At 63.2% G+C, this 26,722-nt stretch carries 24 protein-coding genes; 13 read left to right on the top strand and 11 right to left on the bottom strand.

Features of this window, described 5'->3' with window-relative positions:
• Positions 1 to 138: 138 nt before the first annotated feature.
• From bioA to ACTQZK_RS11410, 5 genes are all read right to left on the bottom strand, one after another.
• Positions 139 to 1,482, bottom strand: coding sequence for an adenosylmethionine--8-amino-7-oxononanoate transaminase (gene bioA, locus ACTQZK_RS11430; protein ID WP_216528999.1), 1,344 nt, complete (start codon positions 1,480 to 1,482; stop codon positions 139 to 141).
• A 66-nt stretch (positions 1,483 to 1,548) separates the two neighbouring features.
• Positions 1,549 to 2,241, bottom strand: a complete 693-nt coding sequence (gene bioD, locus ACTQZK_RS11425; RefSeq protein ID WP_216529000.1) for a dethiobiotin synthase — start codon at positions 2,239 to 2,241, stop codon at positions 1,549 to 1,551.
• Positions 2,242 to 2,304: 63 nt separating this feature from the next.
• Positions 2,305 to 3,291 (bottom strand): biotin synthase BioB, encoded by a 987-nt coding sequence (bioB, locus tag ACTQZK_RS11420; RefSeq protein ID WP_225749886.1) that lies wholly within the window; start codon positions 3,289 to 3,291, stop codon positions 2,305 to 2,307.
• A complete protein-coding gene (locus ACTQZK_RS11415; protein ID WP_114566468.1) occupies positions 3,288 to 3,896 on the bottom strand; it encodes a biotin transporter BioY in 609 nt (202 codons plus the stop codon). Before ACTQZK_RS11415 ends, bioB begins: the two co-directional genes overlap by 4 nt.
• Positions 3,889 to 4,860, bottom strand: a complete 972-nt coding sequence (locus ACTQZK_RS11410) for a biotin--[acetyl-CoA-carboxylase] ligase (RefSeq protein WP_216529003.1) — start codon at positions 4,858 to 4,860, stop codon at positions 3,889 to 3,891. Before ACTQZK_RS11410 ends, ACTQZK_RS11415 begins: the two co-directional genes overlap by 8 nt.
• A gap of 307 nt (positions 4,861 to 5,167) precedes the next feature.
• Between ACTQZK_RS11410 and ACTQZK_RS11405 the strand changes: the two genes are divergently transcribed.
• Together ACTQZK_RS11405 and ACTQZK_RS11400 are read left to right on the top strand one after the other, a co-directional pair.
• Positions 5,168 to 5,800: a TetR/AcrR family transcriptional regulator gene (locus ACTQZK_RS11405; protein ID WP_114566470.1), complete on the top strand. Its 633-nt coding sequence runs from the start codon at positions 5,168 to 5,170 to the stop codon at positions 5,798 to 5,800.
• Positions 5,801 to 5,851: 51 nt separating this feature from the next.
• Complete coding sequence (locus ACTQZK_RS11400; RefSeq protein WP_441899677.1) at positions 5,852 to 10,462, top strand: acyl-CoA dehydratase activase-related protein; 4,611 nt, start codon at positions 5,852 to 5,854, stop codon at positions 10,460 to 10,462.
• Between the two features lie 380 nt (positions 10,463 to 10,842).
• On the opposite strand, the gene ACTQZK_RS11395 is transcribed toward ACTQZK_RS11400, so the two are convergent.
• A complete protein-coding gene (locus ACTQZK_RS11395) occupies positions 10,843 to 12,600 on the bottom strand; it encodes a glycerophosphodiester phosphodiesterase family protein (protein ID WP_441899676.1) in 1,758 nt (585 codons plus the stop codon).
• A gap of 289 nt (positions 12,601 to 12,889) precedes the next feature.
• Between ACTQZK_RS11395 and ACTQZK_RS11390 the strand changes: the two genes are divergently transcribed.
• Positions 12,890 to 13,438, top strand: a complete 549-nt coding sequence (locus tag ACTQZK_RS11390; RefSeq protein ID WP_418831889.1) for a glutathione peroxidase — start codon at positions 12,890 to 12,892, stop codon at positions 13,436 to 13,438.
• A 76-nt stretch (positions 13,439 to 13,514) separates the two neighbouring features.
• Here ACTQZK_RS11390 and ACTQZK_RS11385 read toward each other — a convergent pair whose 3' ends face one another.
• Positions 13,515 to 14,579 (bottom strand): PTS transporter subunit IIC, encoded by a 1,065-nt coding sequence (locus tag ACTQZK_RS11385; RefSeq protein ID WP_418831891.1) that lies wholly within the window; start codon positions 14,577 to 14,579, stop codon positions 13,515 to 13,517.
• Between the two features lie 94 nt (positions 14,580 to 14,673).
• On the bottom strand, positions 14,674 to 15,486 hold the full coding sequence (locus tag ACTQZK_RS11380) for an alpha/beta hydrolase (RefSeq protein ID WP_225748640.1): 813 nt from the start codon (positions 15,484 to 15,486) through the stop codon (positions 14,674 to 14,676).
• Positions 15,487 to 16,002: 516 nt separating this feature from the next.
• Between ACTQZK_RS11380 and ACTQZK_RS11375 the strand changes: the two genes are divergently transcribed.
• The 8 genes from ACTQZK_RS11375 (at position 16,003) to ACTQZK_RS11340 (ending at position 22,142) form a co-directional block, all read left to right on the top strand.
• On the top strand, positions 16,003 to 16,128 hold the full coding sequence (locus tag ACTQZK_RS11375) for a hypothetical protein (RefSeq protein WP_255616260.1): 126 nt from the start codon (positions 16,003 to 16,005) through the stop codon (positions 16,126 to 16,128).
• A 98-nt stretch (positions 16,129 to 16,226) separates the two neighbouring features.
• Positions 16,227 to 17,063 (top strand): MetQ/NlpA family ABC transporter substrate-binding protein, encoded by an 837-nt coding sequence (locus ACTQZK_RS11370; protein ID WP_418831893.1) that lies wholly within the window; start codon positions 16,227 to 16,229, stop codon positions 17,061 to 17,063.
• A 26-nt stretch (positions 17,064 to 17,089) separates the two neighbouring features.
• Positions 17,090 to 18,100, top strand: coding sequence for a methionine ABC transporter ATP-binding protein (locus ACTQZK_RS11365; RefSeq protein ID WP_225748642.1), 1,011 nt, complete (start codon positions 17,090 to 17,092; stop codon positions 18,098 to 18,100).
• Positions 18,090 to 18,755 carry a methionine ABC transporter permease gene (locus ACTQZK_RS11360; protein ID WP_225748643.1) on the top strand — a complete coding sequence of 222 codons (666 nt, stop codon included), beginning with the start codon at positions 18,090 to 18,092 and terminating at the stop codon, positions 18,753 to 18,755. Before ACTQZK_RS11365 ends, ACTQZK_RS11360 begins: the two co-directional genes overlap by 11 nt.
• 173 nt (positions 18,756 to 18,928) lie before the next feature.
• Entirely contained in the window at positions 18,929 to 19,054 is a 126-nt protein-coding gene (locus tag ACTQZK_RS11355; RefSeq protein ID WP_441899675.1) for a hypothetical protein, read from the top strand.
• An 11-nt stretch (positions 19,055 to 19,065) separates the two neighbouring features.
• Positions 19,066 to 19,941 (top strand): 16S rRNA (cytidine(1402)-2'-O)-methyltransferase, encoded by an 876-nt coding sequence (gene rsmI, locus ACTQZK_RS11350; protein WP_225748644.1) that lies wholly within the window; start codon positions 19,066 to 19,068, stop codon positions 19,939 to 19,941.
• An 8-nt stretch (positions 19,942 to 19,949) separates the two neighbouring features.
• Positions 19,950 to 20,582, top strand: a complete 633-nt coding sequence (locus ACTQZK_RS11345) for a M48 family metallopeptidase (protein ID WP_225748645.1) — start codon at positions 19,950 to 19,952, stop codon at positions 20,580 to 20,582.
• A gap of 108 nt (positions 20,583 to 20,690) precedes the next feature.
• Positions 20,691 to 22,142, top strand: a complete 1,452-nt coding sequence (locus tag ACTQZK_RS11340; protein WP_418831896.1) for a DHA2 family efflux MFS transporter permease subunit — start codon at positions 20,691 to 20,693, stop codon at positions 22,140 to 22,142.
• A gap of 45 nt (positions 22,143 to 22,187) precedes the next feature.
• Here ACTQZK_RS11340 and ACTQZK_RS11335 read toward each other — a convergent pair whose 3' ends face one another.
• On the bottom strand, positions 22,188 to 23,024 hold the full coding sequence (locus ACTQZK_RS11335) for an alpha/beta hydrolase (protein ID WP_418831898.1): 837 nt from the start codon (positions 23,022 to 23,024) through the stop codon (positions 22,188 to 22,190).
• A gap of 194 nt (positions 23,025 to 23,218) precedes the next feature.
• On the opposite strand from ACTQZK_RS11335, the gene ACTQZK_RS11330 reads away from it, so the two are divergent.
• Together ACTQZK_RS11330 and ACTQZK_RS11325 are read left to right on the top strand one after the other, a co-directional pair.
• Positions 23,219 to 23,533 carry a DUF6442 family protein gene (locus tag ACTQZK_RS11330; RefSeq protein WP_216529014.1) on the top strand — a complete coding sequence of 105 codons (315 nt, stop codon included), beginning with the start codon at positions 23,219 to 23,221 and terminating at the stop codon, positions 23,531 to 23,533.
• Positions 23,534 to 23,553: 20 nt separating this feature from the next.
• The gene (locus tag ACTQZK_RS11325; RefSeq protein ID WP_225748978.1) at positions 23,554 to 23,796 is read left to right on the top strand and encodes a helix-turn-helix transcriptional regulator; all 243 of its coding nucleotides are present in this window, start codon (positions 23,554 to 23,556) and stop codon (positions 23,794 to 23,796) included.
• Between the two features lie 83 nt (positions 23,797 to 23,879).
• Here the strand turns inward: ACTQZK_RS11325 and ACTQZK_RS11320 are convergent, their stop codons facing one another.
• On the bottom strand, positions 23,880 to 25,226 hold the full coding sequence (locus ACTQZK_RS11320; protein WP_441899674.1) for a lipase family protein: 1,347 nt from the start codon (positions 25,224 to 25,226) through the stop codon (positions 23,880 to 23,882).
• Positions 25,227 to 25,382: 156 nt separating this feature from the next.
• Complete coding sequence (locus tag ACTQZK_RS11315) at positions 25,383 to 26,210, bottom strand: SDR family NAD(P)-dependent oxidoreductase (RefSeq protein WP_418831902.1); 828 nt, start codon at positions 26,208 to 26,210, stop codon at positions 25,383 to 25,385.
• Positions 26,211 to 26,722: the final 512 nt, after the last annotated feature.

The raw sequence follows: 26,722 nt of genomic DNA, 5'->3' as shown, positions 1-26,722 counted from the left end.
GGGGCGCGGTTGCCGCCGTTGCTAGCCGGTGGGGGGTGCGCGTGGATTGTCAAGAAAAAATGCGTTTTTGGGGCCAAAAAAGTTTTTTTGGGATCGACAATGAGCTTCCCGACATGGCGCGAGCGCTTCGCCCTGGCTTTACCCCAGCACGGCGCCGATGGCCCCGCGAGCGCGCTCCACGGCGCAGTCGAGCTCGTCTTCGGTGATGGTCAGCGCTGGGTTGAAGTACACGACGTTGCCCAGGGGCCGCAGCATCAGGCCGCGATCGAGCGCTTGGCGGTAGATCCGGTACCCCATGCGATCGCGCGGGTCGAAACCCTCCTTGGTGTCGCGATCAACTACCAGCTCAAGCGCGTGGATCATCCCCAAGCGACGGATCTCTCCCACATGGGGGTGTTCGCCGAACGCCTCGGTCAGCCGCCTTTGCAGATGGTCCGCCCTGACAGCGGCCTGCTCGAGCACGCGATCCTCGCGCATGATGCGTTGCACCGCCAAAGCCGCCGCTGCCGCGATGGGGTTTCCGGCGTAGGTGTGGCTGTGCATGAACGCCTTGCCTTCGGAGTAGTCGGCGTAGAAGGCTCGGTAGATGTCGTCGGTCACGGCCGTTACCGCCATGGGAAGAAAACCCCCGGTCAGGTTCTTGGAGGTGCACAGCATGTCGGGGGAGGCGCTTGCCTGGTCGAAGGCGAACATGGTGCCGGTGCGACCGAAGCCGGTGGCCACTTCGTCGGCGATGAGGTGCACGTTGTGCCGGTCGCACAGCGCTCGCAGCTTTTCCAAGTACAGCGGCGGGTACATGCGCATCCCGGCGCTTCCCTGCAGAAGCGGCTCGACGATGACGGCGCACGTTTCGTGCCCGTGCCGCTCGAACTGTTGCTCGGCATGTTCGAAGCAGGCGCAGCTGCACGTGTCGCGCGTGCAGCCGTACGCGCAGCGGTAGCAGTCGGGCGCTTCGATGACGTGCGACCGGTGCATGAGCGGCGCGTACATGCCCGCGTACGTGGCATCGGCGCATACGGACAGCGCGCCCAGGGTTTCGCCGTGGTATCCCTCGGAGAAGCACATGAACCGTTGCTTTTCCGGGTGGCCCGTTTGCAGGTGGTACTGGAAGCTCATCTTGAGGGCGCACTCCACCGATGTGGAACCGTTGTCCGAGAAGCAGAACTTGTCCAGCCCTTCCGGCATGATGGCGGCCAGCTCTTCGGCAAGCTGAATGATGCCCTCGTGGGAGAAGTTGGCGAACAGCACGTGGTCGAGCTTCTTCGCCTGCCGGGCGACGGCTTCGGCGATGGCGGGATTGCAATGCCCCAGCGTGTTGCACCACCACGAGCTGATGATGTCGATGTAGTCCTTCCCCTCGATGTCGAAGAGGCGCACGCCTTCTCCGCGCTCGATGATGATGGGAGGGAAGTCCTCGTAGTCTTTCATTTGGGAGCAGGGGTGCCAGATGTGCGCGAGGTCGCGCTCTTGCCAAGTTGCCATGCGGATTCCTTTCCGGGGTCGGTGCGGGCGGGGTGCGCCGCGCGATCTGCCGCGCGCGACGGCGGGTCAGTTGAACAGGCTTGCCAGATAGTGAGCGCTGCAGTCGAGATCCTGCGCGCCTGGCGGGATGCAAGCGATCGTGGGAATCCCGGTCAACTCGCGCGCCATCAGCCGGTTGTCTTCGTGCAGGGGGTTACCGGCTTCGTAGTTGTTGAGCAGGATGCCGTGGCAAGCGATGCCGCGTTGGGCAAGGTAGAGGGTTGTGGTGGCAAGGGCGTTCAGCGTGCCCAGTCCTGCGTCGGCGACCACGACGGTTCCCAGGCCCAGCTTCAGCACCACGTCCTCCAGCATGAGGCGGCGCTTGCCGTCCCAGCGCAGCGGGCAGACGATGCCGCCGCTTCCCTCCACCAGCACCAGCTCGTGCCGGGTGCGAGCGCGGTCGTAGTCGCGTTGAACGACGTCCAGGTCAACGGGGTTTCCCTCCAGCCGCGCAGCAAGATGGGGCGATACCGCCGTTCGGTACGTGTAGGAGACCAAGCGCTCGTGGGGCTCGTCCAACCCGGCAACTCGGGCGACGTACGAGGCATCGCTCGAGATAGCCCCCTGGTCGTCCGTTTCGATGCCGCTGATGGCGGCTTTGTAGTAACCGGCGTCGTATCCCGCTTCGCGCAGCTGCTTCAAAATGAGGGCGCTCACGTAGGTTTTGCCGACGTCGGTTCCGGTCGCGGTGACGAACAGGCCGCGCGATGTCGTATCCATGCAGTTCCTCGTCTCTGGTTGAAGGTTGCTCGACGCGCGCGGGGCGGCGCGCTCCGGGGTGCGTCAGATGATGGGGTCGGGCACGAAGAACCCGGCGGAAGCGGCCATCGCCCGATCGGAAAGGACGGTGAACCCGCCCGTGGTCAGCATGTCCCCCGATATGAGGGCGTTTGCGCCCGCGCTCAGGCAGTCGCGACCCGCCTCGCGCAAGAGCGCGCGCCCGCCGGCAAGCCGCAGCGACGTGCCGGGCATGGCGAACCGGAACAACGCCACCGTGCGCAGCACCTCGTCGTGCCCGAGCGGCGGCATGTTTGCCAGCGGCGTGCCGGGAATGGGGTTCAGCACGTTGATGGGCACGGAGTCGGGGCCGATCGCGCGCAGTTCGAGCGCCAGGTCGATGCGGTCGCTCCGGCTTTCCCCCAGCCCGATGATGCCGCCGCTGCACACTTCCAGCCCGGCGTCGCGCGCGGCTTGTATCGCGTGCAGCTTGTCATCGTAGCCGTGCGACGTGCATATATGGGGAAAGAACGCGCGCGAGGTTTCCAGGTTGTTGTGCACGCGCTCAAGCCCGGCTTGCGCCAGCATGGCGAAATCCTCCTGCGAAAGCAGGCCGAGCGAGGCGCACACGGAAACGCCTGTCGCGCGTTTGACGGCGGATATGGCGTTTGCAGCTTGCTCGACTTCGCGCGGGGACAGCTTTTGGCCGGATGAGACGAGCGAGAACCTTTGCACGCCGGCTTCGACGTCGCGCTTCGCCTGGTCCACGATGGCGTCCACGCTTTGGAAGGGGTACTCCTGAACGGAGACGTTCCAGTGGGCCGATTGGGCGCAGTACGCGCAGTTCTCCGGGCAGCGTCCGCTTTTGGCGTTGACGATGCTGCACAGGTCGAAGTCGTCGCCGCAACGCGCTTGGCGGATGCGGTTCGCGGCCGCGGCAAGGTCGGTCAGCGGCTCGGCGGCAAGCGCCATCAAATCGTCGCGGCTGAGGTCGCCGCCTTCGACGGCGATGCGTTCGCATCGGGCGATGGGGTTGCGGTCGAAGGCGCTCATGCGCGGCCCTGCTTTTGGCTTATCAGGGGCAGCAGGCGCTTGGCAAGCGCGGCGCTGGCGAAGCACAGCGCGATGTCGCCCGGCACGGCAAGCACGAAGCAGTACAGCACAAGGGGCCCGAGCGCGATGGGGGCTCCTATGACGAAGTTGCTGATCAGGTAGAAGTAGACCATGCCGATCAGGTAGACCACGCCCAGCCCGGCGAAGCATGCGGCAAGCAAGCGCTTCATGGAGGGCCGCGGCGTCGCCCACGCGATGCGCGCCGTGAGGTACGTGCCCGCGCAAAAGCCGATCAGGTAGCCGAAGCTCGGCTGTGCCAGATACCCGATGCCTCCGCCGGACGCGAAGATGGGCAGGCCGATCAGTCCGAGCGCAACGTAAGCCGCCACGCTCAGCGTTCCCCAGCGCGGGCCGAGCAACAGGCCGGCCATGGTGGTGAACAGGAATTGCAAGGTGAACGGCACCACGGGAACCGGCACCTTCACGAAGGCTCCTACCGCGATGAAGGCGCAGAACAGCGCGCACAGCACAAGCGACCGCGTGCGGGCTTTCGTGTTGTTCGCCAGGCTCGGGCGGGTTGATGCTTCGGCTGCTTGCTTAGGCATGGGCGGTGCTCACTTCCCCGTACGGGAGCTCCAGGCGCGTTTTGTCCGGAAGCTCTACCACCAGTTTGAAATCCTCGGTCAAGTCGACGGCCCGCGCGCGCACGCGCGACTCGTCGCGCGTGATCACGATGGGCTCGCCCAGCAGAAAGCAGCGGCGGCGATACTCGTCGTAGAACGAACGGTCGGGTAGATGCCGGTACAAGTCCCAGAACCGATCGAGCACTTCCGCCACCAGCCGGTTGCGCAGGGCTTTTTCGTCGGCGTCGCAGACGGATCCCGCAATGTCGCCAAGGGGGGCGGGAAATCCTTCCGCGGGCGGCTTCACGTTCACCCCGATGCCCAGCACGGCATGGTCGAAGCAGCCCGACTCCATGTCCACGGCGCCTTCCGTCAGGATGCCGGCCACCTTCTTTCCGTTGCAATAGATGTCGTTCACCCATTTGATGGAAGCCTGCTTGCCCGCTACGTGCTCGATCGCCTGGGCGCAAGCAACCGCCGCGGCCGTGGTCAGGTACTGGGCGCGATCGGCTTGCAGGGCGGGCCGCAGCACGATGCTCAGGTAGATACCGGTTGCGGTGGGGGAGAAGAACTCCTTGCCCCGCCGCCCTTTTCCCGCCGTCTGCCCCTCGGCCACCACGACGGTTCCTTCGGGCGCGCCCTCGATTGCGCGGCGGCGCGCCTCGTCGTTCGTCGAGTCCACAAGCTTGCGGACGATCAGGTTGAACGGGTGGTCTCGGGGCAGGAATCGCTCTATGCCTTGGGGCGAGAGCAGGTCGTTTTCCTGCGAGAGGGCGTAGCCCTTGTTCGTGACGGCGTCTATTTCGTAGCCTTCCGCACGCAGGGCGTTGACCGCCTTCCATACGGCGTTGCGGCTGACGCCGATGGCCTCGGCAAGCTTCTCTCCCGACACGTACCGTTCTCGATTGCTTTCCAGCAGGCAGAGCAGCTGCTCTTTGGTTCCCATCGACCCTCCGTTTGTTCGCTCGGTATGCGCATGGTAGGGGAGGCGCGGTCGTCGTGTCAACGAATTCCGGTGCTTGCGGGTGACAATGCGGCCGGGACGAAGCGAACGCTTCCTGTGCGGCACGGGTGCGCGCGGGGTTGTACCGCATGCTTGAGCGGCGCGCGGGGCTTGCCGCACGCTTGGTTTTTCGATGACGTCGCCCGACGCTCCCTACCGCGCCGGTTGCCTTTCCGTGCGCGAAGCCATAGAATATCGTTATTGAACAAACTGTTCATTATTGATCGAGTTGTTTAAAAGGAGTGTCTCCATGGCAGAAACGCGTGGCGACGCCTCGGCGTCCTCCTGCGAAGACAGGCGCATTACGCGGTCGAAGAAGGCCCTGCGGGACGCGATCGTCGCGCTTATGGAAGAGCGTGATTTCGACGACATCACGGTAAACGACCTGTGCGAGCGAGCCGATCTGAACCGCGGCACGTTCTACAACCATTTTCGGGATAAGGACGATTTGCTGGCTACCCTCGAAAACGAGGTCATAGCCGATCTGGACCATTTCCAAGAGCAGATGCAAGACCTTACGGTTCCTTACCTTTGGACGCACAAGACCAAGAAGCGGCCGCTGCCCCTGCTGGTGGAACTGTACGATTACCTGCGCGAACAGGGTGACTTCCTGCACGCCGTCCTGGGTCCCGGCGGCGATGTGCGCTTTGCGCCGCGCCTGCGGGACTCGGTTTGCACGAACCTGATCCAATCTATCCTGCACGAACGCTACCGCAACGATCCCGAGCCGTTTGTGCGGTACTACGTGGCGTTTTTCGCGTCGGCGTACATGGGCGTCATCATGCGCTGGATCGAGACGGGCATGCAGGAAAGCTCGGAGGACATGGCGCTGATCGCCGTTCGGCTGTTCTTCATCAAGCCGGGCGAATCGATTGTATTGTAGGTGGAAACGATGAACCGAAACGACGAAACAACCCCTTCGAAGGAGAACGTCATGGTGAACGAGACCATGCTGAACAGCGCACTGCGCATCGGCATCGACGTGGGCTCGACTACGGTGAAGCTGGCTATCCTGGACGAGGCGAACGACGTCAAATTCTCCGTCTACCGCCGTCACCACGCCGACGTGCGGGCTACGATCATCGAGGTTTTGAGCGAGGCCGCAGCTGATTTCGGGAACGAGCGCATGACCATCGCCATCACCGGGTCGGGCGGTTTGCTGCTGGCCCAATGGCTGGGAATCGAATTCGTGCAGGAGGTTATCGCGTCCAAGACCGCGGTGGAAACCTTCATTCCCGAAACCGACGTGGCCATCGAGCTGGGCGGCGAGGATGCGAAGATCATCTACTTCGATCAGGGCATCGAACAGCGCATGAACGGCACGTGCGCCGGCGGTACCGGTGCGTTCATCGACCAGATGGCCGCCTTGCTCAACACCGACGCCGGCGGCTTGAACGAACTGGCTCGCAACCACACGACCATCTATCCCATTGCAAGCCGTTGCGGCGTGTTCGCGAAGACCGACGTCCAGCCCTTGCTGAACGAAGGCGCGCGCAAGGAGGACATCGCCGCGTCCATCTTCCAATCCGTGGTCACGCAGACCATCAGCGGCTTGGCGTGCGGGCGTCCCATTCGCGGGCACGTGGCGTTTCTGGGCGGCCCCCTGCAGTACCTTCCCGAGCTGCGCAAGCGGTTCTACGAAACGCTCGACCTGGACGACCAGCACATCATCGTGCCCGAAAACGCGCACCTGTTCGTGGCGGGAGGCTGCGCCATTGCCGGCGCGGCAAGCGACACCGTGAAGGCCGAGCTGCTGGCCGACGTGCTCGATCGCCTGAAGAACCTTGGCGACATGCAGGGGTCCGAGGTGGTGCGCCTGGACCCGCTGTTCGCCGACGAGTTCGCATACCGCGAGTTCAAGCGCCGCCACGATGCCGAGGTGGTGCGCCGCGGCCAGCTTATGGCCTACGACGGCACGGCCTATCTGGGCATCGATGCAGGGTCGACCACGTTCAAGGCGGTTCTGATCGGGGAAGACGGCGCGCTTCTGTGGTCGCATTACGCCAGCAACAAGGGCGACGTGCTGGGGTGCGCTCGCGCGGCGCTTTCCAACCTGTACAACGACATGCCGGTGGACGCCGAAACGGGCGAGCCGCTGGTGCGCATCGGCCACGCCACGGTGACCGGCTACGGCGAGCACTTGCTGCTGGAGGCGCTGCGCCTCGACTCGGGCGAGATCGAAACGGTGGCGCACCTGAGGGGCGCTCAGGAGATGCTGCCGGGCGTGGAGTTCATCCTGGACATCGGCGGGCAGGACATGAAGTGCCTGCGCGTGAAGGACGGCGTCATCGACCACATCATGCTCAACGAGGCGTGCAGCTCGGGCTGCGGCAGCTTCATCGAAAGCTTCGCTACGGGCTTGAACTTGAGCGTGTCGGAGTTCGCGCAGGCTGCCGTGGAGGCGAAACGACCCGTTGACCTGGGAAGCCGCTGTACGGTATTCATGAACAGCCGCGTGAAGCAGGCGCAGAAGGAAGGCGCCACCGTCGGCGACATCGCGGCGGGCTTGGCAATTTCCGTCATCAAGAACGCGCTGTTCAAGGTCATTAAAATCCGCGACCCGCACGACGTGGGTTCGAAGGTCATCGTGCAGGGCGGCACGTTCCTCAACGATGCCGTGCTGCGCGCGTTCGAGCAGTTGTCCGAAGTCAACGCGGTGCGCCCCGACATCGCGGGCAACATGGGCGCGTTCGGCGCGGCTCTGCTTGCGCGCGACCGGTACCAGGAGGCGATGGCCGAGCGCGAGCGCAGGGGTCAGGCGGCTGCGGCGTGGAGCTCGGCCGACGATGAGGCGCTTGCGCCTGCTGTGCTGGAATCGACCATGCTCACGCTCGAGCAGCTTTCTGCGCTTTCCCCCACGCATAAAACCGTGCGCTGCAAGGCGTGCTCGAACCACTGCCTGCTGACCGTCAACGACTTCGGCGTAGACGAGCGCACGGGCAAGCGCCGTCGCTTCATCACGGGCAATCGCTGCGAGAAGGGTGCCGGGACGTTCGACGAAAGCAAAAACGTGCCGAACCTGTACGAGTACAAGTCGAACCGCCTGTTCGGCTACGAGCCGCTTTCCGCCGAAACGGCCACGCGCGGTTCGGTGGGCATCCCGCGCGCGCTCAACATGTACGAGAACTATCCCTTCTGGTTCACGTTCTTCACCGAACTGGGATTCCAGGTGGTCTTGAGCGATCCTTCCACGAAGAAGACCTACGAATCGGGCATTGAGTCCATGCCGTCGGAGAGCGTGTGCTACCCGGCCAAGATGTCGCACGGTCACATCATGAACCTGCTGGACAAGCGTCCCGACTTCATCTGGTTCCCGTGCTCGAAGTGGGAGCGCCAGGAGGACCAAGGTGCGGGCAACCACTTCAATTGCCCGATCGTTGCCAGCTATTCCGAGGCATTGCGTCTCAACGTGGACGATCTGCGTACGTCCGGGGTGCCGTTCCTCAATCCGTGGCTGCCCTACGATCAGAAGGAGCATCTGAAGAAGCGCCTGTTCGTGGAACTGGTCGAAACCCATCCCGAGCTCATGGGCACGGCGGCTGCGCCCACGCAGGCCGAGGTGGACGCGGCGGTGGAGGCCGCTTGGGCCGAAGACGAGGCGTTCAAGCGCGACATCCGCGCGAAGGGCGAGGAGACGCTTGCGTGGATGGAGCAGACGGGCACGCACGGCATCGTGCTGGCGGGACGCCCGTACCATAACGACCCGGAGATCAACCACGCCATCCCCGAGCTGTTGACCAGTTTCGGCTTGGCAGTGCTGACCGAAGATTCGATTGCCCATCTGGGGCAGCTCGAACGCCCGATTCGCCTGGTCGATCAGTGGATGTACCACACGCGCCTGTACGCTGCCGCCAAGGTTGCCACCGAGCGAACCGACCTCGATCTTATCCAGCTGAATAGCTTCGGCTGCGGTTTGGACGCGCTCACCACCGATCAGGTGCAGGAGATCCTGGAACGTGCGGGCAAGGTGTACACCGTGCTCAAGATCGATGAGGTGTCGAACCTGGGCGCCGCGCGCATCCGCGTGCGCAGCTTGCTGGCCGCGCTCAAGGACCAAGCCGAAGAGCGCGCCGACGCCCTGCGCAAGCCGCGCCCCTGCCCGGTGGGCATCACCGTGCCCGAGAGCTTTTCGGAGAAGGCCTCGCCCGAGGTCATCGCCAGCTTCAAGCAGCGCGAAGGCGCGACGACCGAATTCCCCCGCGCCGTGTTCACGCAGGAGATGAAGGACGCGGGCTACACCATCCTGGCGCCTCAGATGGCTCCTATCCACTTCGACCTGCTGGTGGAGGTGTTCCGCAAGGAGGGCTACAACTTCGAGCTGCTTCCCTCGGTGGACCACGGCGCGGTGGACGCGGGCCTCAAGTACGTGAACAACGACATTTGCTATCCGTCCATTCTGGTTACGGGCCAGATCATGGAGGCGGTCATGTCCGGGCGCTACGACACGGACAAACTTGCCATCGTCATCACCCAAACCGGCGGCGGCTGCCGTGCCACGAACTACATCTCGCTTATCCGCAAGGCGCTTGCATCCGTGGGCTTGCCGCATGTGCCCGTGATCGCGCTTTCGTTCAAGGATTTGGGCGAGGACAACCCCGGCTTCAAGGTGACGCCGAAGATGCTGCTTCAAGCCACGTACGCCGTGCTGTACGGCGACCTGCTTATGACGGCTCTGTATCGCACGCGTCCGTACGAGGTGGAGCCGGGCAGCGCGAACCGCCTGTTCGATCACTGGATGGCCGAGTGCAAGGGCCAGCTGAAGCGCGGCCTCAAGCGCAGCGAGTTCAAGCGCGCGGCCCGGCGCATCGTGGAGGATTTCGACACGCTTCCCTTGCAGGGCGAGGGAACGAAGCCGCGCGTCGGTGTGGTGGGCGAGATTTTGGTGAAGTTCCATCCGACGGCGAACAACCAGGTCATCGACGTGATCGAGCGCGAGGGATGCGAAGCGGTCGTGCCCGGCTTGGTCGAGTTCTTCCTGTTCGGCATAGCGGGGTCGATCTTCCAGAAAGACCCGCTGGGACGCAGCGCGAAAAGCGCGCTCGGCGGCAGGATCGGCCTTGCCTTCATCGACAAGTTCCGTGCTCCGGTGACGAAGGCGCTGCGCGATTCAAGCCGCTTCGAGCCGCCTGCGAACATCTACGAGCTGGCCGAGTACGCAAGCGAGATCCTCAGCCTGTGCAACTCGATGGGCGAGGGGTGGCTGCTCACCGCCGAGATGGTGGAGCTTATCAAGACGGGCGCGCCGAACGTGGTGTGCGCGCAGCCGTTCGCCTGCCTGCCGAACCACGTGGTGGGTCGCGCCGTCATCAAGGAGCTGCGCCGCCGCTATCCCGAAAGCAACATCGTTGCCGTGGACTACGATCCGGGCGCGTCCGAGGTGAACCAGCTCAACCGCATCAAGCTCATGATCAGCGTGGCGAAAGCCAACCTGGTCGAGAAGGAGCAGCAAGCGCGCGCGAGTCGCGACGAGTTCGTGGGATCGACCTGCCCGTGCGCTTCGTGCGAGCGAGCCGGTGCGCTTGAGATCGAAACGAAAAAGGCGTAGGGCCGACCGACTGGCGCCCTGCGAGAAGAAGGCGAAGAGGGGGGGCTGAAAAGCCCCCCGCTCGCGCGCGGTTTCCGGGCTCTGTCAAAACGGACGAGTTTTGCGGGGGTTTTTCGCCTCTCGCCGACAGGTTGCCAAGGGGCATTTTCCATCATGACTGGTCAGAGACTTGCTCGTTGCGTTTATCCTGGTTTGAGGACCAGCAAAACTCGTCCGTTTTGACAAAACCTCGACGAAGAGGGCGTGGCGGGATGGGATACGATTCGGGATGGGACGCGATCCTGCTCGCGGACGGGTAGCGTCCCCTTGCAGGTGTAGGCCGGTCGTTCCCCTCGAAGACCGCGCGGATGCGGGAGCGTCCCTCGCCGTTCGCACGGGGCCTAGTCGGCGGGATGGAAGTCCTCGGCCATTTCGCGTGCGGCGGTCACATCGTCTGTGACCAGGCCGTCTATGCCGTAGCTGAGCAAACGCGCCATGTTGGCGGGGTCGTTCACGGTCCAAGCGTAGACGATTTTCCCTTCGCGGTGCGCGTCGTCGACAAGCTGCCGCGTAACGAAGAAGTCGTCAACGCTGAAGTAGTCGACGTACGGTATGTGGGAAAGGTAGCCGTACGCCAGCGTCATATCGTACATGGTGGGCATGAGCGGGTCGGCTTGCTTTACGCGTACGAGCGCGTCGTAGGAGATGCTGGCAACCGCCACGTGGTCGCGCATGCCGTAAGCGTTGATGAGGTCGACCGTTTTCCGCTCCAGGTCGGTGCCGTGACCGTCGGGTTTGACCTCGATGTTCATCTTGATTTTGCCTTTGCAGAGGGCAAGTGCTTCCTCGAGCGTGCATACGCGCTGATCGGCGAAGGCGGGATCGAACCAGGATCCGTTGTCCAGATCTTTGATCTCGTTGTACGTGACTTCCCAAAAGTTCTTGTCCAGCCCCGTCGTTCGCTTGAGGTTGGCGTCGTGCATGACCATGAGCACGCCGTCGGCGGTTTGCTGCACGTCGAGCTCCACCCAATCAGCGCCTTCGTCGATAGCCTGCTGAAAGGCGGCAAGCGTGTTCTCCGGGGCGGTGCGGGCTCCTCCACGATGCGCGGTGATCTCTACGCGGGCGGGCGGTTCCTGCGAAGGCTCGAACAGGCCGTGGGAAGTTATGTACGAAGTCGAGGATGCAAACGCGATCAGGGCGAGCGCTGCTGCCGTTGCCCTCTTGGCAAACGGCGTGCGTCCGGTTGGGCCCGATGGCTCGAAGCGGTAGTCGACGGGGATGTTCTTTTTGTCGGTGAGTTCGTAGAATGTGCAGCTCAGCGCAGCGTAGCTGAACGGGGTGAGCAGGCATTGCGTGATTATCAAGAACCCGAGCGAAATGACGGCAAGCCCTATCGAGGCAACCGGGGAGGCGTCTCCCTCGATCAGCACCGTTAGCGTGAATATCCCAATGAGCGCTACCGCCGCCGCTTCTGCGGCGAACAGGCCGACAAGCGCCAAGATGCGGCGAGCCAGCATCCAGCGAGCGCCGTGCAGCAGGCGCTTGCTCGAAGCGCGCGCCTGCATCCAGTCCTCGTTGCGCAGCGTGAAGAAGTGCACGCCGAACGCAAGGAAGAAAGCGTGGATGTACAGGGCAACGAACAACGCGATCAACGCGCAGGAAAGCACGTTGTTTTCCCAGATGAAGTCCATGATGAATTCGGGAGGCCTGAAATCGGTCAAGACCGACGAGGTCACGGCCAGGTTCGTGAGCGGAACAAGCAGCAGCACGAAGGGGATCAGCAGCCAGTTGCGTGGATGGACGATGCGCACGGCTTGCTCGAACGTGCGGTTCGCCAGCTCGCGCACCCCAATCTTTCGCCGCATCCTCCCGGCCTGCATCAGCAGCACGAGCGCGCACATTTCGAACAGCGACCCCAGGCTTAGCAAGAGTATGGCGAACAAGGCGCACGGCCAGGTTACGGGGCTGCCAAGGAATGTCGCCAGATTCGCGTCGCACAGGTAGGAAAGGCCGGCGGCGTACAGCGCGAAGTCTATGAGCCCTAAACTAAGCGGCACGAACAAAATGGCGAATGCAATCTGGAATCCTGCTTCGAACAGGAAAACGGTTCGCAGGTTGTACGCGAACAGCCTCCAGGTGCTGCGAATGAAGTTCATGAGTCTCCTTGGAAAGCGGCGAGATCGCCGTACGCTTTAGCTCCTTGTTGGACTCATGATACCAGGTTGGTTGCGGGGACGCCTTGAGGGAGCGGGCGACGGACGGGGTGTGGGCAAAGGCTTCGAAGCGCATCGCCGCCCGCGCGAGCAAGCCGTTTGCGGCAGTGGAGGAGCGGACGCCAAGGGCGACGGCAACGGTTTCGTAAACTGTAATCAACAAAGTATCAATTGGGCGTACACTAAGGTCGTCCATCGGACCCTCTTGGAAACCTCTCGAAAGAAGGCGCTCATGAGCATCTACGATTTCACCGTGAAAGACCAGCAGGGCAACGCCGTTTCGCTTGCCGATTACCGCGGACGCGTCCTGCTTATTGTGAACACCGCCACCGAATGCGGCTTTACGCCGACGTATGCCCAGCTCGAAGAACTGTATCGCGCCCTGCGCGAGCGCGGGCTGGACGTTTTGGACTTCCCGTGCGACCAGTTCGGCCATCAGGCTCCGGGAACGAACGAGGAGATCGCGGCGTTTTGCACCTCCCGCTTCGGCGTGACGTTTCCTCAGTTCGCGAAGATCGAGGTCAACGGCGAAGGCGCCGATCCGCTGTTCGCGTACCTGCAAGAGCAAAAGGGCTTCGAGGGGTTCGACCAGGGCCATGAGCTGACGCCTGTTCTGGAGGACCTGCTGGCAAAGGCCGATCCCGGATACGCCCAGAAGCCTTCCATCAAGTGGAACTTCACCAAGTTCCTGGTCGATCGCGACGGGAACGTCGTTCGCCGCTTCGAGCCCACGGCAAACATTCCCGATGCGGTCGCGCCCGCCGTGGAAGAGCTGCTGTAGTCGGTTGCGGGCCAAGTTGCTTTCCGACCGGGGTGCCGAGCAACGCTTGGGCACCCCGTTTTGCACCTGCGCGCCTTTACGCCTCCAGTTTGAGGTCGCCGTCCTTGATGAGCCCCGCTTTTCTCATGCCGGTGCATATTCCCCAGCTGAGAAGGGCGGGCAGGATGAAGCAGATCAGCGCTAGCCCCAGCCAGTCGAGGGGCCCGGCTGCCGGTGCGCCCGCCATGGCGTCTGCAACCCATCCCGTGTACACGCCGATGGGGCCTACCAGCCCGCACGTTCCCATGCCCGATGCGATTGCGCTGCCGTTTTGCTGGAGTTGAAAGACGCAGGTGGCGATGGGGCCGGTAATGGCCGATGCCAGAATGGGCGGCAGCCAGATGATCGGCTTGCGCACGATGTTGCCCATTTGCAGCATAGACGTACCCAAGCCTTGCGACACCAATCCGCCCCAGCTGTTCTCTTTGAAGCTCATGACGGCGAACCCCACCATCTGGGCGCAGCATCCAGCTACGGCCGCGCCGCCTGCCAGCCCCGTCAAGCTGAGGGCGGCGCAGATGGCGGCCGACGAGATGGGCAGCGTCAAGGCGATGCCGATGACCACCGACACGATGACGCCCATGAAGAACGGCTGCAACTCGGTTGCCCACATGATGAACCCGCCCACGGACGACGCCAGGGCGCCGATGGCCGGGGCGACGGCGATCGACAGCCCGCAGCCCGCCAGGATGGTGACGGCGGGCGTTGCCAGGATGTCGACCTTCGTCTCCTTCGACACGGCCTTGCCGCACTCCGATGCCACGATGGCAACCACCAGCACGGCAAGCGGCCCGCCCGCGCCGCCCGCAGCGTTCGCGGCGTAACCCACGGCGGCAAGCGAGAACAGAACGAGCGGCGGCGTTTTCAGGGCGTACCCGATGGCGATGGCCATGGCGGGCCCGGCAACGCTTTTGGCGAAGCTGCCTACCTCGTTGAAGAACGCGATTCCCGTAAGGTCTCCCACGGTGGCGAGGATGGTTCCGATCAAAAGCGAGGCGAACAAGCCTTGCGCCATGGCCGACAGCGCGTCGATAGCGTAGCGCTGCGGCGAGATCTCGATGTCCTTGCGCGCGAGAAAGGAAGCAAAGGCTCCTTGCGACATGATAATCCCCCTGATTGTCGAGCGGTTTCGTGGAACTGTACCCGTTCGATCTCTCAGGGGGAATGCTCGGCGGCGTTTTTTCGGCGAGGAGCGCTTACCGTGCGCGGTCGTCCAGCCATTCGATGGCGTCGCGGATAACGCGGTCGCGCTTGAACTCGTTGAATATCTCGTGGTAGAGGCCGGCGTAGATGCGCAAAGACTTGTCCGTGGCCGACACCTCCTTGTACATGTCGATGCTGTCTTGCGGGCTGACTAGGCCGTCATCGCCGCCGTGCAGCAAAAGCACCGGGTCGGAGAAATTCGCAGCGTGCTCGCGGAGCCATACGTGGCCGTCGTGCACGGCGCGCAGCAGCGCAACGGAGAACTCTTTGACGACGAACGGATCGGCCAGGTACGCTTCGCCCACGGCGGGGTCCGAGCATACGCCGTCGCCCAGCTCGTTGGGGAGGTAGGTTTGCGGGTCGAGCCCCTGCTCGACCACGCCCGCTGCCAAGCCGGCATGATCGCGGGTCCAGGCTCCCGACAGCACGTAGCCGTCCAGCTTCCCGGGGTACGTCGTTGCGTAGCTGGCTGCGCCGAACCCGCCCATGGAATGCCCGATCATGAACAGCGGCAGGTCGGGGAAGTGCGCGCGAGCCTCTTCCACGAACAGATCCGTGTCGGCCACGATCTGCTGGCGGTTGTCGTACCAGACCGCTTTGCCCATCGACCGGCCATGCCCGCGATGGTCGAAGCGCACCACGGCGTAACCGGCCGCCAGCAGCTGCTCCACCACGTAATCGTAGCGGCCGTAGTGCTCGCACAGGCCATGGACGATGACCGCGCACGCCTTCGGGTTTTCGGGCGCGTCGATGCGTCCGACCAGCAGGAATCCTTCTGCTGCCTTCTTCGTGAGTTCCTGGTGCATGGGACCTTCTCTCTATCGGGTACGACGTTGGTTCCATTGTAGCGCGTTGCGCAGGGGGAAGCGGGGCCGGCTGCGCGGCGGCGACGCTCGATGCGCAGACACGGGCGCATTGCGCATCCGCGCCTGCGTGCCGCGCGCGACCCGGCTTCCGGGCGCATCACGGGCCCGCGATGCACGCCATCCCCAACCGCCCGTGCTCCATGTGCGTTTCCTGCTCCCACGGACCCCGCGCTGTCGTTCGCGGGTTCCGCGCCGTCCGCGAGCCCTGCGAACCCCGCGGGTCCCACGCTGTCGTCCGCGAACCCCACGGACCTCGCAAGTCCTGCGTCGTCGTCCGCGAACCCCGCGAACCCCGCGTCGTCCGCGAACCCCACGGACCTCGCGAGCCCCGCGCCGTCGCCCGTTGCATCGATTCTTATTGGGGTCTTGACGGCGCGGATTCCTTCCCTATACTGAACACCTAGTGATTTGCTGTAGTATTCGGATCGGCTTTTTGCACCCGGAAGGAGGTTGGCCATGATAGCTGTTTTCTCGTACATGAACATGATGATGCCCCGCGCTCTGTCCGTGCTGATGGGCATGCGTCCGCGCATGCGCATGTCGTGCTTCGAGAATTGTCGCAACGCTATCCTTGTTTCTTAGGGTGAACGTACATACCGTGTCGCGATTCTCGGAAGCCTCAGGCTTCTTTTTTTATGCCCGAACTCGGGTCGTCCTCCTGCAAAAGAAAGGTACTTGTCATGAAATGCAAGCTTGTTGCTCTGCTCTCGATCGTTGCGAGCCTGTGCGCCGCGCTGGTCCTGTTTTCGGGCTGTTCGGCCCCTGGAACGGATGATTCCGGCGCGAAGTCGCTCAAAGTGGGCGTGGTCGCCGGTCCGTATCAGGATCTGTTTCGCGAAGCCGTCGAGCCGTCGTTGAGGGAACGGGGGTATTCCGTGAGCTACGTTGAGTTCTCGGATTACGTCCAGCCCAACAACGCCCTTGTCAACGGAGACATTTCGCTTAACGTGTTCCAACATTCCACGTATCTGAACAGCTTTGCCCAGCAGCATGGCCTTGATCTGGCCGCTCTCGCCGAAATTCCTACGGCGGCCATGGGCGTTTTCTCCAACAAGGTGGGTTCGCTCGACCAGTTGAGCGAAGGGGCGACGGTGGCCGTTCCCAATGATGACACCAACCTGTCGCGTTCGTTGCGCGTGTTGCAACAGGCTGGTCTTGTCTTTCTTGATTCGGCGGTGGACCCCGCCAAGGCGACGGTCGACGATATCGCGTCCAACCCCAAGAACATCGTTATCAAGCAGGTCAACGCCGAGATTCTGCCCACGGTGCTCGATAGCGTGGACGCAGCCGTGGTCAACGGCAACTACGCCATCGGCGCGGGCCTCGACCTTGCCGACGCGGCCTACATGGAGCAGCTTTCCGAGGGCTATTACAACGTGATCGCGGTGCGCGGAGAGGATGCTGCCGCTCCTTTTGCCCAGGACATCGTTGCCATTGTGGGCTCGGACGCCTTCCGACGCGCCATCGAGGACCCCAGCCGCCCCTTCTCCGCCTTCAGTAGGCCGAGCGGTTACTAAGAGGATTCGTCCACGTGAGGAGCATCATGATCGAGTTGAAAAACGTGCGCGTCGAATTTCCCTCGGGGCAATCCAAGGCGCCGGCCGTTGACGGGGTGAGCCTGGCCGTGCGCGAAGGGGAGGTGCTCGGCATCGTCGGGTCGAGCGGCGCTGGGAAGTCCACCCTTGTCAGAACGATCAACCTGCTGCAAGCGCCCACCGCCGGGGAGGTGATCGTCGATGGCGTTTCCATCGTGGGGCAAAGGGGCAGGCAGCTGCGCGAAACCCGCGCGGGCATCGGCATGATCTTCCAGCACTTCAATCTGTGGAACGCGAAGACCGTCGGCCAAAACGTTGCGTTTCCGCTCAAGCAGGCCGGGTGGAGCAAGCGGCAGACGGACGAGCGCGTTGACGAGGTGCTGAGGTTCGTGAACCTGCTGGACAAGAAGGACGTCTACCCGCGCACGCTCAGTGGCGGGCAGAAGCAGCGCGTGGCGATCGCGCGGGCGCTTGCCCCCAGTTCGCGCATCCTGCTGTGCGACGAGCCTACGAGCGCGCTCGACCTGGAGACCACCGCATCGGTCCTAGACGTGCTTAGGCGCGCGAACGAGGAGCTGGGCGTCACTATGGTGGTCATCACGCACGAGCTGGACGTGGTGAAGCGCATCTGCCATCGGGTGGCGGTTATGGGCAAGGGCCGCATCGTGGAGCATGGCAACACGTTCGACGTGCTTTCGAATCCCCAGTCGGAGGTGGCGAAGGGCCTTGTCGAGCAAACGCAGCGCTTCGACCTGCCTGAAGAGGTGCTGCAGCAAAGCGGAGCGCTGTTCAAATTAACGTACGCGGGCCCTGCCGCAACCGAGCCGGTTCTGTTCGAAGCGGGGTCTTCGTTCGACGTGACGATATCGATCGTGCACGGGCGGATAGAGTACCTTGCCCAACAGCCTTACGGGATTCTGTACGTGCTGGTGAACGGCGAGCCTGCGGAAATAGAGAAAGTCGCGGCGCACTTGAGGGCGCGCGTGGAGCGTTTGGAGGTGGTGCGCCATGCTGGATAACATCGTGCGAATTGCGCCGGAGCTTGGCGTTGCGTTGGGTCAGACCGCGTTCATGTGCTCGGTTGCGCTGGCGGCCGCCGTGGTGGTCGGGGGCGCTCTGGGAATTCTTCTGTACGTCACCGGCACGCGCTTGTTCGTGAAGAACGTCTGGGTCAACAGGCTGGTGGGGGCCGTGCTGAACGTGGTGCGCTCCATTCCGTTTCTCATCCTGCTCATCTTCTTGCTTCCGCTGTCGTCTTTGATCGTGGGCACGAAGATCGGCAGCGAGGCCGTGGTGGTTCCCCTGTCCATTGCCGCGATCGCGTTTTTCGCGCGGTTGTCGGAAACCTCGTTCGCGGAGGTTGACCGGGGTATGCTGGAGGCCGCGTTCGCCGCCGGCGCCAGCAAAACCGCGGTCGTGCTGTTCGTGCTGCTGCCAGAGGCGCGTGTTCCGCTGATCAAGGGCATTACCATCACGGCCATTTCCATCCTGGGCTTTTCCGCGATGGCCGGCATCGTGGGCGGCGGGGGCCTGGGCGATCTGGCGTACCGGTACGGCTACCAGCGCTATCAGGCCGATGTCATGGTGTCGTGCATTGCGGTGCTGATCGTGCTTGTACAGGCGATACAGTTTTTGGGCGACGCGTGGGTTGCCCGAGCTCAGAAGATGCGCTAGCCTCGCGCGCAGCCTGTCGGCCGCGCTAGCGTTCGCGCGCAACCCGCCGACTTGCGTTTTGTGAGCGATGGTTGGCGGGTTGCGTTTGCCATTGGGCTCGTCATGCCCGACAATGGAGACCGGTTGAAACGCCGTTGCGCACCGAGGCGCCGGCACGACGAAAGGGGAGTTGCATGGAGCTTGCGTATGGCTGCCTGGCCTGTACGGGAGACAATCCGCTACCGTTCATCGTGGGCGGCGTGGTGGCGCTCGCGCTTGTCGTGCTGGTGGTGGCGTTCGTTTTTATGCGTCGAAAGTAGCGGGGTAGCCAGTGGAATCTTGTGCAGCCGGAACTCGCGCAGCTGGAAAGCTGGTTATATGCCCGACGCCTATCGGCAACTTGGGGGACATGCCGCAGCGTGCGCTTGCGGCCTTGCAGTCCGCCGATGCGGTATGCGCCGAAGACACGCGCGTCACGGGCAGGCTTTTGGCGGCGTATCGCATCGAGAAGCGCATCGAGCGCCTTGACGAAGCGCTCATGGGCGAGCGCGCGTCGGCCATCGTCGATCGCGTGGCGGCCGGAGAGGTGATCGCGTACTGCTCCGATGCCGGCATGCCCGGCGTGTCGGATCCCGGCTTGCGTTTGGTGCGCGCCGCGCATGAGGCCGGCGTGCCCGTGGAGGTGCTGCCCGGTCCGACTGCTGCGGCTACGGCGTACGTGGCCAGCGGCAGCACGAACCCGCGGTTCTATTTCGGCGGCTTCTTCCCGCGCAAGGATGCGGAGCGCCGCGCCACGCTGGAGTCGTTGCGTGCCCTCGACGCCGCGCTCATCTTCTACGAAAGTCCTAATCGCCTGGTCAGCGCACTTGAATCGCTTGCCGAGGCGTACCCTTACCGCGAGGGTGCCGTATGCCGCGAGTTGACGAAGCTGCACGAGGAAGTGGCGCGCGACTCCCTGCCGCGCCTGCGCGACATGTTTGCCGCTCGTGCGGAAGGCGGCGGCATCAAGGGCGAGATCGTGCTGGTGATCGATGGTCCCAGCGTGGCGGAGGGTGCTGCGGCCGAGGAAGACGCCGAGTCTGCCGCTCGGACTCGAGCGGCAGAGCTGAAGGCTGCCGGCGCGCGCAACAAGGACGTAGCTCGCACCATAGCCGACGAGTTCGGCATTGCGCGCAACGCGGCCTACGACATCGCGCTCGAGGCGTAGGGAGCCGCATGTCCCAGGGTTTTCGCGATGCGCAGCGCGGGAGCGGCGCTCTTGCACCCGCAGGTCGTTCGGCGCGCGGGCGTCGTGCGGGCGATGCTGCGGTAGAGCTTCTTGTGGACGGTCTGCCCGTACGCTTGACGCGCAAGCGCGTGAAGAACCTCAACCTGCGCATCGCGCGCACGGGCGGCTGCGTGGAAGTTTCCGCTCCGCTGCATGTGCGCGACCAGGATGTGGAGCGCTTCGTTCGGGAGAAGCGGACGTGGATCGACCAGAAGCGCGCGCAGGCTGCGTCGTCGCCTGCGGCTCGGGCGGCTCAGGCTTCGCCGGAGCAGGTTGCCGCATGGCGCGCCGTGGTGGAGGCGTGCGCTCCGGTGCTGGTGGAAGCTTGGGAGCCCATCATGGGCGTGAAGGCGGGCAAGCTGGCGTACCGGAACATGACCAGTCGCTGGGGCAGCTGCCAGCCTTCGACGGGCCGCATCTGCCTGAACGTGCGCCTGGCGCTGTATCCCCCGGAATGCCTGGAGTACGTGGTGGTTCACGAACTGTGCCATCTTTTGGAACGGGGCCACGGCCCGCGCTTCAAAGAGCTTATGGATACCTTCATGCCCGATTGGTGCGAACGGCGCGATAAGCTGCGATAAAGCCTGGTTAGAAGGCAAATTAGTTTGCATGCGATACGTTGCCGAACTGTAATGTGCACGTTTGCCGAAGGGTGGGGGCTCCCAAAGTGCCGGTGCTACCATGGCCTTATGGGACAGCAAACGGACAGAGCGAAACACCAGGCTGCGGGCGACGATGCGCTTGCCGCGCACGACGGACTGCCGCGCAGGCAGCGAACCGTCGTGCTGTCCATCATGATGGCCGGCACCACTGCCGCGTGCATTTCCCAAAGCATGATGATAGCGGCGCTGCCCACCATCATGCACGAGTTCGCGGTGAACGCCGCTCTTGGTCAGCTGCTTACCACGTCCTATATTTTCATGCTGGGCCTTATTTCGGCCATGACGGCTTACCTGGTGAATCGCGTTGATGCGAAGAAGCTGTTCGTTGCCGCCATGCTGTGCTTCGTGGCGGGGTGCGCTGCCGCCCTGTTCGCACCGAACTACCCGCTGCTGCTGGCGTCGCGCTTGCTGCAGGCGGGCGGTGCCGGCATCGCGTTGCCGCTCATTCAGGTGGTGGCGCTTTCGGTGTATCCGCGCAACGAGTACGGACGCGCTATGGGCCTGGTGGGCTTGATCATCGGGTTCGCGCCGGCTATCGGCCCCACCGTATCGGGCTTCCTCATAGACTTTTGGGGTTGGCGCTCGGTGTTCATCGTGTTGGGCGCCGTGACCATTGTTGTGATAGCGCTGGCGCTTCCCCTGCTGACCGATGTGATGAAGCGCGAAGGGAAGCGCGAGCGTTTCGATGTCCCCTCGGGTTTGCTCTATGCGCTTGGGTTCTGCGCCATCATGGCAGGGACTACGTTCATGGAGGCGGACGGGAGCTTGAGCGCGCTGCCCGTCCTTGCGCTTGTGAGCGGCGTGGCGGCTTTGGCGGTGTTCGCTCGAAGGCAGGCGCGCATCGATCAACCTCTTCTCAAGCTTGCGTGCTTTCGCAACCGAACCTTCGCCGTGGCTACCGGCTTGGTCATGATCGCGCAGATTGCGTTCATGGCGGGGTCGATCATGGTCCCGCTGTTCGTGCAGGATGTGCAGGGGCTGAGCGCCACGTCGTCCGGCCTGGCCATTCTTCCCGGGGCGTTGCTGCTGGGGGTGCTGAACCCCGTGACGGGCCGGTTGCTGGACCGATGCGGTCCGCGCCCTTTGATCGTTGTTGGATCCGCGGTGCTGGCTGTTGGGACGCTTGCCTTCGCGGCGTGCGATGCCAGTACGCCTGAGTGGGCGGTGACCGCGCTGTTCGGCGTGCGCACCGTGGGCGTGGCGTGCCTGATGATGCCCATGACGGCGTACGCGTGCGCGGCGCTTCCTGCCGAGGACCTGGCTCAAGGAACGGCCATCATCACGTCGTTTCGGCAGATCTTCGGGGCGCTTGCCTCCTCGGTACTCATCGCCATCATGGCGCAGGCATCTTCGAACGACCTGGGCATCGATGCGTTCGGCTTCGGCGTGAGCTTCGAGGTGCAGGCGGGCGTCATCGTGGCCGGGTTCGTGGCAGGGATGCTCTTGCTTCCGCGTGGAAAAGCTCGGAAGGCGGCGTAACGTGCGGCGGCTTGCTTGCTGGTGCGGAAAAGCGGCTCGTTCGTTTTAAGCTGCTTGGGGCAGGCTTGCGCTTTGGGGCGTTGCCGCCTGCTCGCGATCGAGCAGGTAGGCTGCAATGATGTCCGCCGCCTGGCCACGCTGCTGTTCGGGGGAGATCGACGCGGAGCCGTCGCCGTCTTGCGGGCCGTAGTCGCCGAAACCTGCGTGGTTTCCACCCGCTATCTCCACGGTGGATGACTCGGAAGGCAGAAGCCCCGCGTTTTCTTCGAGTTTCGAGCGGTTGAGCACCTGGTCGTTCGAGCCGTATACGGAAACGGCTCCCAGGTTGGCGTGCGAAAGATCGCTCGCGGAGTAGGAGGCCGCCAAAACGATGCCCTTCATGCTGGGGTCGTCTGCGTGATCAGCAGTGTATTGTGCGGCCATGGATCCGCCGAGGGAGTGACCGCCCACCCACCATGAGGTGATCGCGGGGTATGCGGCGCGAACGCGGTCGGCTGCGTTGATGTCGAAGAACGCGAAGTTGAACGGCATCTGCACCACCACGGAGAAAACGCCGCGTTCGGCTAGGTCGCGCATGAGCGGGGCGTAGGCGCTGTACTCGACCTTCGCTCCCGGGTAGAACACCAAGCCGACGCTGGCGTTCGGGTCTCCGAATGCCAGGTATCCGTCGCCCTGCTCAACGGGAAGCTGCGCGGTGGACGCGAGGTTTTCGTGATGCGCGTCTGCGTCGTGGTAGTACGAGCTGGCGTACACGAGAAAGGCGCTTGCTGCCAAGCACGCTGCGACCAGCGCAATCGCTAGGGCGATTGCAAGGCGGCGCGGCCACTTCGCGCGCGGCTTGTGCGCCTTCTTGGCTTGGGGTGTTTCGTCGTTAGCTTTCATGATCGTTATGGTAGCAAAAGAAAGCGATGCAGGGTTTCTGATTTGGGGCACGCAGCTTGTATTCTTGCATGATGTCAAGTAAACTTATCGTAATGTCAAGTGTACTTGACATTACCGTTGGATCGGAACACGGTTGGGCTGGGATTATGGGTTGTGCGCGGGTTCTCCTTCGGGACTGCCGGAAAGGATTCGGTATGGACAAGCATGAGATTCTTGAGAAAAGCCGTGAGGACAATGGGCTGGTCGACGAGCGCTTCCGGTCTATGGAGCAGCGTATGCTCGTGATCGTGGGAAGTACGCTGATGCTGGGGTTGGCAATCTTGCAGGTGTGGGATCGGTCGCACGGTCTTGAAACGAACGGGATCAACGCGGTTTTCATGGCGGGGGTTGCCAGCATGGGGTTTGCGCAGTACTCCAAACTGCGCATGAAAGGGGCGCTCTTCCTGGGCGCTTTCGCTGCTGTTGCCGCCGTGATCTGGGCTGTCCAGCATGTGTTGATCACGATGTAAGGGGATCGTTCGTGATTAAGATGCCCTCGTTCGGCTTTGACGACGTTCATCGAAACGATGGCGAGTTGGAACTGAAGAACCGCCTGAAAGCGGCGCGAGCCGAAGCGGGGCTTTCTCAGTTGGAGCTTGCTCGATTGGTGGGCGTGTCGCGTCAGACCATTTCATCTATCGAGACGGGTTTGTTCAACCCAACGGCGAAGCTTGCGCTCGTGCTCTGCATTGCGCTGGATAAGAAGTTCGAAGACTTGTTCTATTTCGAGTGACGCTTTCGCTGCTGCTTTGCCGGCGACGATGCGTTTGAGCGAAACGCGTTTCGCGTCTTGGTGGACGTTGACGACCCGCCTGCTTACAAGGCGATCGCCGTGCGCTTGGCGGGCGCGTCGAACGAGAGGCTGTTGTCGTCGGTGCTTTGCATCCAAGCGATGTACGTATCGGGGAAGTGCGAGGCCAGAGCCGCGCCGAAGTCCACTCCCAGCAGCGATCCGGCTGCCGCGACGATGCGTGCGGGATTGACCGGGCTTCCGATCGAGGTCAGCACTTCGTCCATGTTGTTCTCGAACGTATCGATCGACGCCAGCCCCGCCTTGTCGTAGGTCGGCATGATTCCCGTATTGCGCTGGAATGCCTCTCGCATGCGGTCGAACAGCGTCGAGAACTGGTCGCTGGAAACGCTTGGCAGCGCAACGGTGGTTCCGTATCGCCCGTATCCCCAGGTTGAGAGCGGAAGCTTCGGCACGATGTCGGATTCGTTCACGATGTTGAAGATGTTGTCGTACGCAGGGCTTTGCCGGTCGGATTCGCGCGTGCACCCGGGAGCTGCGAACGTGTAGGCGTAGATGCCCGAAGCGGGAGCAATCTTGTTCGATGTTTCGCCAAGGTTGTTCAGCCTTGCGGCCAGCAGGTTCGCGATGGCCCCTCCGCGACTGTGGCCGGTGATCAGAATGCGGGTGCGTTCCGGGCTTGCTCCTATTTCATGCGCGTAGCGGGCGAGCGCGCGTTCCACTTCGGTTTCGGCTTTTCCGAACCCGTGGTGGTCGTCGCTGTCTCCCTGTGCATCGTGCAGGTTGAAGTTGCTGATCCATTCGATGCCGTAGCTTCCGCGCACGCCCACGAACACCAGCGTGAGGGGCGTTCCTCCTTGCGGGTCGGGAATGGTTTTGCTGGCGAAGGTGTAGGCGGCAACGTCGTGGGATCCTATGAAAAGCGCTCCCAGCTCGTCAAGGATGTTGCTGCGCAGCGCGTAGGATTCCGTGCGCACGTCGGCGAAGCCCAGGGCCCAAAGCGATTGCTCGGCGTAGGGGGCCGCTCCTTCGACATTGCTGTAGTATTGCGATTCCGAATTGCACACCGCTGCGAGCACTGCGCAAGCCGTGGCTAGATCGTGGTGGTAGGAATCGGCATCTTGAAGCAACCAGGAGTCGTTGAAGACCAAGTTCGTTGACGTCCGTCCCGCAAGGTTCGATGGATTGCTTGCCGTTACGGCCTCGCTGCAGTATTCGGCCGTGATGGTCTTGCCTGTTGCCGAGGGGGTCGGTGCAGGCGCAGACGCTTCGGCGGTCACGCGTGCCGTGGGCACAATGCCCATCGTGGCGCCCAGATAGCGAAGGGGGATCAGGAACATTCCCAAGAACATAAGACTGACGAAGATGGCCGCGGCGGTGGACGCGACGCGGCGTGCGGGCGTGGTGCGCATGGGCCTCCTGTCAATGCGAACGGCGCGGCTGCTTGCGAGAGGCTTCAGTATAGGGGCAGCCTTGCAGGCAGCCGCGCGTCTTCACGCAAAGAAGACCTTTCCGGCGCACGTTGTTAACTTTCCTTAAGGTTTCGCGCGCCTCACGTGCGGGTGAAGCTAGAACGACGTCCAACCGCCGTCGGTTGCGACGATTTCGCCGGTCATGTGCGAGGCATCGTCCGAGGCCAAAAACAGGATCGAGGCGGCTTGCTCTTCGGCTTCGGCATCTCGTTTCAGCATGGACTCGGTCTTTTGCCCGGCCATCGATGCGGCGTCGGCCGGATCCGCCCCGGCGGCTACGGCCGCCTGCTGCTTCTCCATCACGTATGCGTACGCCTCTTCGACCATGGGCGTGGCGGTTCCGGCGGGATTGACCGAGTTGACGCGCACGCCGTAGCGTGCGTAATCCAGCGCGAGGTTCTTGGTCAGACCGTTGACGGCGTGCTTCGATGCAACGTAGGCGGGGTTGCCCGGCAAGCCGGTCATGCCGGCGATGGACGCTACGTTGACGATGGACCCGCCGCCGCCCTGCGCGATGAACTGCCGAAGCTCGTGCTTTGCGCAGAAAAACACCGTGTAGAGGTTGTTCGCCATGGTGTAGTCCATCTGCTCCTTGGTCAGCTCGTGCACGTTGTCGGGCTGGCCCATCACGCCGGCGTTGTTCACGGCAATGTCCAGACGTCCGAACGCTTCGACCGTTCGGGCTACCATAGCCTGGGCGTTCTCTTCTATGGAGAGGTCGAGGGGTAGGAACAGCGCGTCGGGAGCTACGGCGCGAACCTCGGCAAGCGTTCTCTCGCCCTCGTCTTCAAGGCGGTCGACCAGCAAGAGCTTCGCGCCTTCTGCGGCTGCGCGCAGAGCGGTGGCACGTCCGATGCCACGCGCGGCTCCGGTTATGATCATGACTTTTCCGTCGAAACGGCCTTCGTACGCCTGCTTTGCCATGAGATGCCTCCTTCGAGAGCGGGTTGGCGCGCTTCGCGGAAAACGGCGCGAAGCGACACTTCCAGCGTACGCTTTCGGCGATTGGGTTTGAAGGGGTTTCCGCAAAAAGCGCCGCCCCATGCGTTTTCGGCTTGCGCGGTTGGCGTCTGTAGCGGTTTGCGATACGACTGCAGCGGTTTGCGTGATGCCTGCGGCGACTTGCGCGCTGTCGCTGCCAGCTTGCGCTCGCGAAATCGCGTTTGCTGGCAGGTTTTGACGGTTAGGGGTTGTTGTTTCGGGCTTGCGGAAGCAACCTAAGTGCCAAGCGTATTGACGCACCGCTTTGAACTGGGGAAACGAAAAGCGTGTCGATTAGTGCCGAGGCTGTGCGTCCGTGCAGCAACCTCAAACCGTCAAAACCTGCCAAGAATCGCAAGTTTTCGAGCGCAACCCCCCCCTGCGGACACATGGGGCGCCGCAGCCGAGCGCAGCCCGCCCCACGGACGCATGGGGCGCCGCAGCCCGCCCCGCGC

Source organism: Paraeggerthella sp. LCP19S3_G8 (assembly GCF_052119225.1).
In the GTDB taxonomy this organism is placed as follows: domain Bacteria; phylum Actinomycetota; class Coriobacteriia; order Coriobacteriales; family Eggerthellaceae; genus Paraeggerthella; species Paraeggerthella hominis.
The sequence above is the reverse complement of the archived record's forward strand: the minus strand, read 5'-3'. Positions and strand labels throughout refer to the sequence as shown.

What these genes read in the sequence shown, in the direction of transcription:
- bioA (WP_216528999.1), bottom strand. Translation starts at nt 1,482, where the DNA reads ATGGCAACTTGGCAAGAGCGCGACCTCGCGCACATCTGGCACCCCTGC.
- bioD (WP_216529000.1), bottom strand. Translation starts at nt 2,241, where the DNA reads ATGGATACGACATCGCGCGGCCTGTTCGTCACCGCGACCGGAACCGAC.
- bioB (WP_225749886.1), bottom strand. Translation starts at nt 3,291, where the DNA reads ATGAGCGCCTTCGACCGCAACCCCATCGCCCGATGCGAACGCATCGCC.
- ACTQZK_RS11415 (WP_114566468.1), bottom strand. Translation starts at nt 3,896, where the DNA reads ATGCCTAAGCAAGCAGCCGAAGCATCAACCCGCCCGAGCCTGGCGAAC.
- ACTQZK_RS11410 (WP_216529003.1), bottom strand. Translation starts at nt 4,860, where the DNA reads ATGGGAACCAAAGAGCAGCTGCTCTGCCTGCTGGAAAGCAATCGAGAA.
- ACTQZK_RS11405 (WP_114566470.1), top strand. Translation starts at nt 5,168, where the DNA reads ATGGCAGAAACGCGTGGCGACGCCTCGGCGTCCTCCTGCGAAGACAGG.
- ACTQZK_RS11400 (WP_441899677.1), top strand. Translation starts at nt 5,852, where the DNA reads ATGGTGAACGAGACCATGCTGAACAGCGCACTGCGCATCGGCATCGAC.
- ACTQZK_RS11395 (WP_441899676.1), bottom strand. Translation starts at nt 12,600, where the DNA reads ATGAACTTCATTCGCAGCACCTGGAGGCTGTTCGCGTACAACCTGCGA.
- ACTQZK_RS11390 (WP_418831889.1), top strand. Translation starts at nt 12,890, where the DNA reads ATGAGCATCTACGATTTCACCGTGAAAGACCAGCAGGGCAACGCCGTT.
- ACTQZK_RS11385 (WP_418831891.1), bottom strand. Translation starts at nt 14,579, where the DNA reads ATGTCGCAAGGAGCCTTTGCTTCCTTTCTCGCGCGCAAGGACATCGAG.
- ACTQZK_RS11380 (WP_225748640.1), bottom strand. Translation starts at nt 15,486, where the DNA reads ATGCACCAGGAACTCACGAAGAAGGCAGCAGAAGGATTCCTGCTGGTC.
- ACTQZK_RS11375 (WP_255616260.1), top strand. Translation starts at nt 16,003, where the DNA reads ATGATAGCTGTTTTCTCGTACATGAACATGATGATGCCCCGCGCTCTG.
- ACTQZK_RS11370 (WP_418831893.1), top strand. Translation starts at nt 16,227, where the DNA reads ATGAAATGCAAGCTTGTTGCTCTGCTCTCGATCGTTGCGAGCCTGTGC.
- ACTQZK_RS11365 (WP_225748642.1), top strand. Translation starts at nt 17,090, where the DNA reads ATGATCGAGTTGAAAAACGTGCGCGTCGAATTTCCCTCGGGGCAATCC.
- ACTQZK_RS11360 (WP_225748643.1), top strand. Translation starts at nt 18,090, where the DNA reads ATGCTGGATAACATCGTGCGAATTGCGCCGGAGCTTGGCGTTGCGTTG.
- ACTQZK_RS11355 (WP_441899675.1), top strand. Translation starts at nt 18,929, where the DNA reads ATGGAGCTTGCGTATGGCTGCCTGGCCTGTACGGGAGACAATCCGCTA.
- ACTQZK_RS11345 (WP_225748645.1), top strand. Translation starts at nt 19,950, where the DNA reads ATGTCCCAGGGTTTTCGCGATGCGCAGCGCGGGAGCGGCGCTCTTGCA.
- ACTQZK_RS11340 (WP_418831896.1), top strand. Translation starts at nt 20,691, where the DNA reads ATGGGACAGCAAACGGACAGAGCGAAACACCAGGCTGCGGGCGACGAT.
- ACTQZK_RS11335 (WP_418831898.1), bottom strand. Translation starts at nt 23,024, where the DNA reads ATGAAAGCTAACGACGAAACACCCCAAGCCAAGAAGGCGCACAAGCCG.
- ACTQZK_RS11330 (WP_216529014.1), top strand. Translation starts at nt 23,219, where the DNA reads ATGGACAAGCATGAGATTCTTGAGAAAAGCCGTGAGGACAATGGGCTG.
- ACTQZK_RS11325 (WP_225748978.1), top strand. Translation starts at nt 23,554, where the DNA reads ATGCCCTCGTTCGGCTTTGACGACGTTCATCGAAACGATGGCGAGTTG.
- ACTQZK_RS11320 (WP_441899674.1), bottom strand. Translation starts at nt 25,226, where the DNA reads ATGCGCACCACGCCCGCACGCCGCGTCGCGTCCACCGCCGCGGCCATC.
- ACTQZK_RS11315 (WP_418831902.1), bottom strand. Translation starts at nt 26,210, where the DNA reads ATGGCAAAGCAGGCGTACGAAGGCCGTTTCGACGGAAAAGTCATGATC.